Here is a 518-nt window from a genome sequence, read left to right as displayed (position 1 = left end):
CCTTCAAGGTGCTCATCAAGGAGATGCAGTCGCTGTGCCTCAACGTCGAGGTGCTCTCCACCGATGGCACGTCCATCGAGATGCGCGACACCGACGAGGACGTCTTCCGCGCCGCGGAAGAGCTCGGGATCGACCTGTCCCGGCGTGAGCCGAGCAGCGTCGAGGAGGTCTGACCCGTCAGGCTTCCCCGCCACCCCGGCGGTCGGCCCGGCCCGTGCTCTACAGCCTGTAGAGTATGGGCTGCGGTCGAGCGAAGGGGTGGAGTGTGCTGCGCTGGTTCCGGGTCGTGGCGGTGGCCGAGGCGTGTTCGTGGGCGGGGTTGCTGGTCGGCATGTTCTTCAAATATGTGACCGAGACCGGCGAGCTCGGGGTGAAGGTGTTCGGGCCGATCCACGGGGCGTTGTTCGTGCTCTACGTGGCCGGGGTGCTGCTCGCGGCCCGGGAGGCGGGCTGGAGCCGGGGCGCGGTGGTGCTCGGCCTGGCGTGCGGGGTGCCGCCGTTCACCTCGCTGTGGTTCG

The 518-nt window shown here is 68.9% G+C and carries 1 protein-coding gene; it reads left to right on the top strand.

The features are described 5' to 3' along the window. Positions 1-265: 265 nt before the first annotated feature. On the top strand, positions 266-518 hold a 253-nt coding region (locus tag ABD844_RS38285), incomplete at its 3' end, for a DUF3817 domain-containing protein (RefSeq protein WP_344889411.1).

The sequence above is a fragment of the Nonomuraea antimicrobica genome, assembly GCF_039536965.1.
Classification (GTDB): domain Bacteria; phylum Actinomycetota; class Actinomycetes; order Streptosporangiales; family Streptosporangiaceae; genus Nonomuraea; species Nonomuraea antimicrobica.
Note: the sequence above shows the minus strand (reverse complement) of the source record. Positions and strands in the feature narration are given on the sequence as shown.